Here is a 10,566-nt window from a genome sequence, read left to right as displayed (position 1 = left end):
AGCTACTGTACTTTTGCCAGCACAAATTGGTCCGATTAATATTATAGTTTTAGATGCCATAATATCCCTCTTTTTCACCATTTTAGATCAACAATTCCTAAATTATCCTTAAAAATCTTTTTCCACAATCTGGCCCTATTCTTGAATAGGAGTAAGGGTTACAAGTTTATATGTTATTACTTCTCCAGATTTTTCAGCGCATAATCACATCCCATTCTTTTGCAGATAGCCCCTCCTTAATTATAATTTCCGACATTCCTGCATTCGTATGTTTATTATCGTAATAATCCTCATACATAATAACACCTCCTTATAACTACTATCGAAAGAAGTTATAAGAAGGTGGCATTTTTAAATAAGCAAAATTTTAAGTGTTTTTTGATGAATAATACCTATGATATCTATAATTCAAATGTCCTTAAAGTTCCCAAATTTACTTCATTTCGGTTAGAGATAAAAGAGAATGGCTTTAATCCACGAGGAACTTCTTGTTGAAGACCCGGGAGACGCCTCTATAGAATCAGGCACTGAAGTTACCTTGAATGCAGAACATATGAAAGGGATGAATGGTGCCAAAGCCGTCATTGATTCAGCAGAAGATACCACCGTATATATGATTAACTTCACTCCAACTACAGACGGGGAGGAAGTCGTTAACCATAAATGGGTTGTGGAAAGTGAACTTGAACCTACTGAATAATTATGAGATGAAATGGATAACCAAGACTAAAAGAGCTTATTCTGTACAGGATAAGCTCTTTTTGACTTTCATCGATAAAAATATGGCTTGCATATACATCTTTATGGCAATCTACTCCATTCATCAATTTTAAAACTGGACAACCTTTTACCTGTAGCTTTAAAGTTTGAATAAGAACACCTGCCAAAAATAAAAAGAACTTTTTATAAAAAAGTTTTATCATTTTCAGTAATCCTTATTTAACCTAAGCACCAGATAGTTAAAGTATATTTATTCACATTTATCCTGCACAACAAGATAACTTCGAAACATCTTTATCAAATGTAAGAGCAGTTAATCTTAATCCTTCCGCCATTGTTAAATATGGTGCAAGGCTATCTTTTAAATCCTCTACGGTTAAGCCAAACTTGACTGCTAATGTCGCTGCATAAATCACATCACCTGCATTTTCAGATACAATATGAACTCCGAGAACTTTTAATGTTTTAGTATCAGCAACAATCTTAAATACACCTGTCGTTTCATGGTTTACTAATGCTCTTGGAACGGAATCTAAAGATAATACAGATGTTTTTACTTCATAGCCCTGTTCTTTTGCTTCTTCTTCTGTTAAACCAACTGTTGCAATTGATGGATTTATAAACGTGACAGCAGGAACAACGGATAAATCTAATTTTTTATTTAACCCACCAATCGCATTATCAGCAACAACTCCACCTTCATATGCAGCTACATATACGAATTGAGGTCCTAATGTAACATCGCCTGCAGCATAAATCATCTCATTACTTGTTCTAGCATATTCATTTATCAGGACTTCGTTTCGTTTTCCGACTTCAATCCCTGCTGCACTTAAATTTAAAGAATCCGTATTTGGTTTTCTTCCTGCTGCAACAAGTAAATGTTCTGATTCCACGACTTTATTCTTACCATCTACCGTTATATTAACCTTTTTTATCTCTCCAACTTGTTCTACACGCTCATAAGTTACCTCTTTAATAAGGTTCATACCCTGTTCGATTAAGGCTCTTTCTACAGCTTCTGAAATTTCTGTGTCATACCCTTTTAAAAGGCGATCACTTCTTTGTATAAGCGTGACTTCTGAACCTAAATTATGAAATAGCTGTCCAAGTTCCAATCCGATATAGCCTGTACCAATAATAGTTAACCGTTTAGGCGCCTTTTTTAATTCGAGTAGTGTTGTACTTGTTAGATAATCCACTTCTTCAAGTCCAGAGATCGTTGGGATCGATGGCGAAGCACCTGTTGCAATTAAAAAGCGTCTTGCAGAAAGTTTCTCCCCATTTACTTCAACTGTATTTTCATCAACAAACTTAGTTTCACCCTTTATTAAATCAATGCCATATTCATCAATTAAATCTATATATTTTTGTTTTCGTAGATCGCTTACTAATTCATCCTTTTGATTCACCAAAGAGGCTAAATCGACTTCCCCAGCAGCTGTTTGTAAACCTGTAAACGGATTTGCTTTTGAGAAATGATTGATTTCCCCTGCTCTTAGAAGTGTTTTTGATGGAACACAGCCAATATTTACACAAGTACCTCCTACTGTTCCACGTTCAATTATTCCCACTCTTGCACCATGTTCAATTGATTTAATAGCAGCAGAAAAAGCTGCCCCTCCTGAACCAATTATGAGTAAATCATAATCATCTTTGTTGTCTAACTCGACATTTTTTAAGTCCTGTAGTGAAATTTCTTCTATTTCTTCTGGTTGATAATTCGCTTGCTGAATTTCCTGTCTTATATTTTCAGCATTAACATCGTCTGGTAATTCAAATACCGATTCACCAAATTGGAAACTGGATTCGATATTTTTAGCACCTATGCTAGTTAATGCAGCATCAATATGTTGTTCACATCCTGTACAGGTCATTCCATTGATTTTAACACGATATTTTTTCACTATTTTTCCTCCTTAATCTATATAATTTCTACAGTATCTTCAATCAAATATTAACGATTCAATAATAGGACATTGATTTATTGCTTTTTGATCTGGACATCGACTTTTTAAATCCTTTAACATTGACTCAGTACGCTTTAAGTCTGCAATTTTTTCTTGAATTTCTATTTCTTTTTTTGATACAAATTCAAATATATTTTTGCAACGAACTTCATCATTATCAACAACACCAAGTAATTTATAGATTTCACTCAATGAAAATCCCAGGTCTTGCAGTCTTTTGATAAATTTTACACGCTTAACATCATCATCTGAATATATCCTATAACCTGCATTGGTTCGGAAAGGTTCTTTTAATAATGCTTTTTGTTCGTAATATCTAATCGTCTCTTTATTTACACCACATTTTTCTGCAAATACACTAATTCGGTAACTCAAAGGATTCACCTCTATAATCATAATAAACCGTGTACCTTAGTACGCAGTCAAGTATAATATTAAATTTATCTTCTTCAAGTATTTTGCCCCAATAAATTAAGTGAACCTCTTCATAATCTTTCATTATCATTTCAATTATTTGTATAAATCCAGTTTATACTGAACTGCTTAATTAAGTTTTCGCAACTATTTTATAAACGTCGCAACTTTATTTTAAATCCACATTGCCCCGATTCTAGATTTTTTATTTAACATGAATAATTACTTTATTTGTTAAGATACTACTATTGTAAATTATAAAAGGGTGGTGAGCCGTGATGGGAGTACTTTCTAGTTCCCCAACACATATGGATCAATGTATCGAAGAATGCTTAAAATGTGCTCGTGCTTGTGAAGAGTGTGCTACAGCATGTTTACAGGAACCAGATGTGCAAGCACGTATTATGTGTATCCAACATTTAAATGATTGTTCAGACATGTGTTTTCAAGCTTCAGCATACATGGCAAGAAATAGTCTAAGCGCAGCAGAATTCTGCAAACTCTGTGCTACTCATTGTGAAGCGTGTGCAACAGAATGCGAAAAATTCAAAGATCCCCATTGTCAGGAATGTGCAGCTATTTGTCGTTCTTGTGCGAATGCATGCAGACAGATGGCTTCTTAAGAATCAAGCTCTGGCCAGTGGTCAGAGCTTTTTACAAATAAAGTCATACAAGATAAAATTTTCATGTGAACATACATAATTCGGATCATGCCAAAATATAAATTTAGTTCCACTAACTCGCCAAATCGCTTTTTCTCTTATCTTAAAACAAGTTAGTGCATTTTCAATTGAGTATAGTATTATATCTAAAATTTTGTGCAAATCTTTACAAGGGGGACAGAGAGAAGCACAACGGAAAGTCTATCTGACGGCTGATTGAAGCATATCAACAGGCAAGAGGCTAAAATTTGAATAGTGACTTTATATTATTCCTGAGAACTTTTCTCCATATTTTAATTTGAAAACCCTACATTTCCATTTCTTGTGCCCGTTCTTTAACATCCTTTTTCTCTTTTTTAAAACTCCATTCCTTCATATCAAAATCATTTAGTTCTTTATCCGTTAATTCTCTATTGTAAGCCACTATTCCATGTTTACCTTCATCATCATCAAATTCAACAAACCCTTTCGGCTGACATCCCAATGAAACTGGACGCTGACGCATTTCATACCAATACAAGCCGTCATCATAATTGTTTTGTACCTGCACTGGTTGCTTTCCTTTCATTAACTCATCAATTTCCTTTTTTTCTGTTTGAATAAGACGATCATGGTACGCATCATCTAAAACTTTTTGTTGCTCTTGCGTCATTTCTCCCACTTTCCGAATATGGTGATAAGGATGGACATATGCCCCGTCACCAATATCCAATTTGTCTGGTGTACTCAAGACACTTGGTTTTTTTGAATGTTCATTTGCCGGAAGAACCACATGGTATCTTGTTTTGCGATAGCCTGTTTCCTGCTGATACTTTTCTTCTAATGCTTCCATCTTTTCATTACCTTCTGCAAAATGATACATCATGTTATCCTTTAACTCCGGTGCTTCCGACCACTGTATCAATAACTGCGGTTCATTAATTTCTTTATTGATGACAGCATATTTACCTGAAAATGCTTCATTAAACCGTTTCAAATAATCTTCGTTTGTCAGGTTCTCAGATGCCAGTATTTTTTGAGGCACATCATCATCTATATTGTCTTTTGCAAATGACTTCATCTCATGTATGGAGATTTCCTTTATATCAATAACCTTATTCATACCGTATTGTAATAACATCATGTGCTTTTCTTTATTTTGTTCTTTATCACGTTCTTTAACCAAATCCGGTTCCATCTCATCTATAAATTCAACCGCCGTTTCACGGACATCTTCCAACAGCTTAGTTTTATCCTTCATCTCTTTACCCTGTGTCCAATTAGCCATATAACGAAGGGAGTAATCGCTAGTATCAATATCAAAATAAGATGCTACCGCATAAGCCGTCATTTCTGCCTGAAATTCCTTTTCCTCTGCTGACATAGCTTGATAATCTACGTTCTTCGGATTATGCAGTTTAGCATGTGACAACTCATGCAATAATGTTTTGACATTTTGCAGTTCACCATTCCGGGGATTCAAACCGATATGACCATTATTTTTGTCATGGACGCTATGATAAAATGCCCCTTTTGCTGTTCCCAGTTCATCAAATGGCTCACCAATTGTGACATTCAGCTTGTTACCTATTTTATGCATACTTTCCAGCATCGTTTGATAGTTGGCTATATCGCCTTCCATCCACTTATTCGGGAATATTTCCGGTAAATCACTTGCTTTGGCATCCGTCTGGCTTATATCAAAGACATTGCCAGCAGAAAAATACAATCGGCTTTTGCGTTGTTCCAGTGCCCCTTTACCAATCTGTTCCTTCTCCTGTTCCGTTGCATATTTCATGTTTTTCCACTTGCCCTCAGTCGTTTTAAATTTTGGTGCGGTTTTGTTTGGCACCAATACCCTAAGTGCTTTTTCACCTTTCTGGACTTGAAATCCTTTTTCTTTCCAAAAGTTATAACTGCCGACAACCTGTGCACCTTCAAATTGGTTACGAATCAACGCTGCATTCTTGGGAGAATACTGATAAAACTTAATCATAAACGACATTAATTCATTCATTTGCTCCAGCGACTCAAAATAATGATCAATGGAGTCATTCATTTTCGTTGTTAGTTCTTTGACTTCTTCCTTTTTTTGCTCCAATGTCTTCCGTTTTGCCACACTAAATCACCCTTTGTAAATAGATTTTGAATAAAAAAGGACTCCCTGAACGGAAGTCCTCTTGAAATAGCAACGGCTTATTTGGTTGGTTCACCATCTAAGATGACAGTTTTGGTTTCCAAGTCTAACGGAATCAAAGCGTCCTCATCTGCTTGAATAATGGTTTGAATCGCATCCAATGTTACAGTATCAACGCCCACTTCTGTTTCACCTTCTTTCACAATGAACACGATACTTGAATCTTTAACTTCTTTTACATAACCAATATCAACGGACTGAAACTCGCCATTTACATACAAATCCATACGGTCATCCTTTCTGAAATTGAAATATTAATTTTTGTTCTGTGTCATCATAACGCAAATACGCATCAAAGATATTCCCTTTTTTACTTTTAAATCCTTTTATGAGATTGGTCTTGTCCCCTTGCAGTAATTTTTGAGTGTTTGACTTACTAATTGTCTTTCCCAGGAAATTTTTAGGCAGTGTAAAAGTGCATCCATCCTTATATCTGGTACAGCCATAAAACTTGCCTTTATCCTCAATCCTTCCACCCTTTTCACCGCATACCAAGCATTTCCCAATTTCTATTGCCTCTTTCGCCTCCTGAAATTGTGGCTCAAGGGTTTTCATTTTTTCTGGTGCACGGTCGATTAATGATTCCAGCATTTCCTTTATTTTGACAATAAATTGTTCCTGTGAACCTTTCTGTTGTCCGATCTTGTGCAGGTACGTTTCCCACTTTGCGGTCATTTCTGGACTGGCTAAAATCGTACCTTCAACTGCCTGGCATAAAATTTCTCCTTTCTTGGTAACGGATACCTTATTCTTTCTAATTTCTATATATTGCTGCTTTTTCAATGTATCAATAATACTTGCTCTTGTGGCTTCAGTTCCGATGCCTTCATTTTGTTTTAGCGTCTGCTGCAATGCCTCATCATTGATTTCTTTTCCAGCATGTTTCATGACGTTAATTAATTGTCCTTGCGTATATGCCCTAGATGGTTTTGTTTTTCCCTCAGAAATATCAATGTCAACGTTACAAGATTCCCCTTCTTTCATGGATGGAAGAATCGTATTATCTTGCTCAGCTTCATTCTTTGTATCAGATGCTTTTTCCGCAAATAAAGCTTTCCAACCTTTTGCCTGCTTAACTTTGCCGGTTCTTTCAAAACACAAGCCTTTCACATCAACCTCGACCTTTGTTTCTTCATATTCATAATCTCCAGCGAACATCGCAAGTGTCCTTGCCACAACTTCCTGATAAATGTCCCATTCTTTATCTGTCAGATCCTGCTTATTCGGTACCTGTTTTGTTGGAATGATGGCATAGTGCTCCTGTACTTTGGTACCATCCACATAACTTTTTCGTGCTTCAGGATAGACGATATCCACGGTTACGTTTAAACAGGATTGATAGTTTGATAGATGGCTTTTTAAGTAACCAAACTCACTATCTGTAATATAATGACTATCCGTCCTTGGATAAGATAATAACTTTTTCTCATACAATGATTGTGCAATCTTTAGCACGTCTGACGGACTGTATTTCCAGTTTTTATTGGCTGTTGCTTGTAGTGTTGATAAAGAATGCAGTCTCGGCGCTTTCGTTTTCTTCTGTTCTTTTGTAACCTGTTGTATGGTTCCTTGATTTTCGCCAGATGATAGACTATGAGAATCCAAGATGTTTATGGCATCATCTTTCGTTTGATAACGTGTTTTCACTTTGGCATCAAATGAACCGTTCTTAACGCATACATTACTAATCAATTCGAAAAAAGGTTTGGAGACAAAGTTCTCGATTTCCCGCTGTCGCTTATATAATAGATAAAGTGTGGCGGTTTGAACTCTGCCAACACTAAAAGCCCCTTTCATGCCATTCTGTTGCAGGAGCAATGTATATAGGCGAGACGCATTCATGCCGACCAGCCAATCACTCAATTGTCGTGTTTGAGCTTCTTTATACAATGAAATATAATTGTTTCCATCTTTAAGTTGCTTAAATCCGTTTTGGATCTCATCCACTTCCAATGAGTTTATCCATAACCGCTTGGTTGGTTTATTGACAGCTCCGGCCATTTTTATAATGCTTCTGGCGATGTTTTCCCCTTCACGATCAGAATCAGTTGCGACAATGATTTCATCCGTTTCCTTCAATAATTGCTTCACAACGTTAAACTGTTTCTGCTTATCCTTACTCACTTGAAACTGAAATGTTTCCGGGAATATTGGTAAACTTTCTAAATTCCACTGCTTCCAAGAATCACTATAGGATTCTGGTGAAACCAGCTCCACTAAATGACCAAAGCCCCAGGTGATATATGTTTTCCCTTGAAAGAATCGATTATCGTTCACTTCCATATACCCATCTTTTTTACTGACATATTGAAAAGCTTCTGCATAGTCCTTAGCTTGACTTGGTTTCTCGGCTAATACCGTAACTGTCAATTCAATTCTCCCCTTTTTCGTGCAAATTGTTTTGGTTGTTGCGTTGGATTAATCGTTACAATAAACCTTTCTAATTCATACCGGTTTAATAATTTGACGCCGCATGCTTTGGCTAGTGTTTTAGCCTGCTTAGTGAAAAAGGAATTCGTAATCACCCACGCTTCATCTGCCTTATAAAAAAACATGGCTGCCAATACTTCACGTACGGCATCCATGCTGACATTGTGTTTATAACCATATCGTTTTGCCTGTATCACGATTTTATTTCTACCTTTAAGTACCACATCTGCCCCGTAGTCACCTGATTTTTGCGTAACAATTGGCCGATACCCCAGTTCCTTAAACAATACTTTTAGGTACTCTTTAAACTGATATCCCTGCATGCGGTCAATATCTTTTATGCCTGACTTTTTCATCAGGTTAAACCGTTTTTTCTTTTTGATATATTTAATAAGCTTCGGAAAAACAAACAGAACAATCAACATAAAACTAAATAAGAATAATAGATTATCCACTCACGCCACCACCTTTTTGTTTATTCATATCCATCCATTATACGGTCAAATTCTTGTAGGTTCCGGTCTTTTTGATAGTCTTGAAACGTTCGACGCATGGCTTTACTTAACTTCATCATGGAAGCATTAAACGAATAAGCAGTCTGATTTCGATAAGAAAATGACTGCTGAGGTGTCAATGATTGCCACCTATTCAATTGTTTTGGCTGAAACGGTAAATCGTTTTGCATTTTCGCATAATCACGCATCTCAGACAGAACCGCATTCCCCATTCGCTTTTTCAAATCATCCAGTTTCGTTTGTTTATACTTTTCATAATCACTCCCTTCGCCATACATCTCTTTCATCACGTTTACTTCTTCATCCAATTGCCGGTGCAACTGTTCCATGTTATCTCCATGAAATTGCTGCAAATAAATATTTGTGATTTCATCAATATACGGTTTTGCATCATTAATCGATTGGTAACCATATTTCCATTGTCTTTTATCCGATGGAAGATGTTCCATTCCCTCCAAAAACAATTCTTTTGTTTTACGGTAGGAGTACAACGAAACACCATTCTCTTTTTTATGATGGACCGTACCACGGACAAGCCCATCAATTTTATTACGTTCATGGGTTCTATCCAGTATCATGTTGGCCACTTTGGATTTCATTTTATCCAGTGTCTTTGGTTTACGTTTTGCACGATATTCTTCCTGCCATGTTTGCGTTTCCTTATCGAAAACGTTCATTTTCTCACGTGTTGGATAAGGTTCTGTTGAAGCAATATGGACATGAATGTTGTCGGTATTATAGTGCAAAGATGCTGTCCATACAGCCGATTTTTCCATGCCTTCTGACTTCAACACGGTATCCATTGTTTCACGAACAACCTTGCGCATGCTTGCTTCATCGACAGCATGTGTTGTTGGATGATAAAGACCTTGTTTCGCCAACCATTCATTATCAAAACTAATGACATCCTGCCACATGGGTGATTCATTTTGTTGTGCTTTTTGGAATTGTTCCTTCAATGTTTTCTTGTCATTTGGATTCAACTGATCTTTATCTTTGGTGAATAGTTCACCTTGTTTTGCTTCATCATCCATATAGTCCATGAAGTTATGAAAGACAAAAAAATCATCCGTTTCTTTGGATGACTGGTTCACATGAATATGACGTTTGGCATCTTCACGATCAATATAATTGATATAATCGTTAAATGTATTGGACCCAGGTGTGACAAATTTGCTTCGTAACACAACCGCAGGACTACTCATGCATTAAGCCTCGCTTTCCTGTTGCTTTTGTGCCTTTCGCTTTTCATAATCGAGTTTCTTTTGACGATGTTTATGGATACGTTTTTGAATTAAGTCTTCTGCTTGCTGCATTCCATTTGTCTTATATTTTTCAGTGGTAATCAAATCCTTGAATTCATTGATCAAGTAATAATGGTTCATAAACTCCAGAAGAATTTTTGTATCACGGTCAACCACATTGCCGGTGACTTGAATACGATGTAATTTGTCTTGTATGGCAGCAAGCTTTTCATCCATTAAATCCGAGATTATGTTTTTGAACACAACATATTTTTCATCACGGTGTGCATAATAGTGATCAATAGTTTCTGTTATGACATCAGCTTGTGATAGATGTTTTTCATCTGCAATTGTCTGTATCTTGTCTTTGGTTGCTGGACTTAACAAAAAGTATGAACCTTTCTTTGTTGTCTTTTTATCATTCATCGTCATCAT

General features: G+C 36.3%; 9 protein-coding genes and 1 pseudogene. 2 read left to right on the top strand and 8 right to left on the bottom strand.

What is annotated here, in order from left to right; all coding sequences use genetic code 11:
• Positions 1–469: 469 nt before the first annotated feature.
• Positions 470–700 (top strand): annotated as a pseudogene (locus JKP73_RS21365) (YdhK family protein); the annotation flags it as partial.
• A 280-nt stretch (positions 701–980) separates the two neighbouring features.
• Here the strand turns inward: JKP73_RS21365 and merA are convergent.
• Both merA and merR read right to left on the bottom strand, forming a co-directional pair.
• Positions 981–2,597: a mercury(II) reductase gene (merA, locus tag JKP73_RS21360; protein WP_498370535.1), complete on the bottom strand. Its 1,617-nt coding sequence runs from the start codon at positions 2,595–2,597 to the stop codon at positions 981–983.
• 69 nt (positions 2,598–2,666) lie between these two features.
• A complete protein-coding gene (merR, locus tag JKP73_RS21355) occupies positions 2,667–3,065 on the bottom strand; it encodes a mercury resistance transcriptional regulator MerR (protein ID WP_200411867.1) in 399 nt (132 codons plus the stop codon).
• Between the two features lie 317 nt (positions 3,066–3,382).
• On the opposite strand from merR, the gene JKP73_RS21350 reads away from it, so the two are divergent.
• Positions 3,383–3,727 (top strand): four-helix bundle copper-binding protein, encoded by a 345-nt coding sequence (locus tag JKP73_RS21350; protein WP_200411874.1) that lies wholly within the window; start codon positions 3,383–3,385, stop codon positions 3,725–3,727.
• A gap of 346 nt (positions 3,728–4,073) precedes the next feature.
• Here JKP73_RS21350 and JKP73_RS21345 read toward each other — a convergent pair whose 3' ends face one another.
• The 6 genes from JKP73_RS21345 to JKP73_RS21320 form a co-directional block, all read right to left on the bottom strand.
• On the bottom strand, positions 4,074–5,864 hold the full coding sequence (locus JKP73_RS21345; protein WP_200411866.1) for an LPD25 domain-containing protein: 1,791 nt from the start codon (positions 5,862–5,864) through the stop codon (positions 4,074–4,076).
• A 77-nt stretch (positions 5,865–5,941) separates the two neighbouring features.
• Positions 5,942–6,169 (bottom strand): hypothetical protein, encoded by a 228-nt coding sequence (locus tag JKP73_RS21340; protein WP_200411865.1) that lies wholly within the window; start codon positions 6,167–6,169, stop codon positions 5,942–5,944.
• A gap of 4 nt (positions 6,170–6,173) precedes the next feature.
• Positions 6,174–8,312: a type IA DNA topoisomerase gene (locus JKP73_RS21335; protein ID WP_200411864.1), complete on the bottom strand. Its 2,139-nt coding sequence runs from the start codon at positions 8,310–8,312 to the stop codon at positions 6,174–6,176.
• Entirely contained in the window at positions 8,309–8,827 is a 519-nt protein-coding gene (locus tag JKP73_RS21330) for a restriction endonuclease (RefSeq protein ID WP_200411863.1), read from the bottom strand. Before JKP73_RS21330 ends, JKP73_RS21335 begins: the two co-directional genes overlap by 4 nt.
• Positions 8,828–8,847: 20 nt before the next feature.
• Complete coding sequence (gene mobP2, locus JKP73_RS21325) at positions 8,848–10,092, bottom strand: MobP2 family relaxase (RefSeq protein WP_200411862.1); 1,245 nt, start codon at positions 10,090–10,092, stop codon at positions 8,848–8,850.
• A gap of 3 nt (positions 10,093–10,095) precedes the next feature.
• Positions 10,096–10,557 (bottom strand): hypothetical protein, encoded by a 462-nt coding sequence (locus JKP73_RS21320; RefSeq protein ID WP_200411861.1) that lies wholly within the window; start codon positions 10,555–10,557, stop codon positions 10,096–10,098.
• Positions 10,558–10,566 lie beyond the last annotated feature (9 nt).

The sequence above is a fragment of the Virgibacillus salexigens genome (assembly GCF_014905415.1).
GTDB lineage: Bacteria > Bacillota > Bacilli > Bacillales > Amphibacillaceae > Virgibacillus > Virgibacillus salexigens.
The sequence above is the reverse complement of the archived record's forward strand: the minus strand, read 5'-3'. Positions and strand labels throughout refer to the sequence as shown.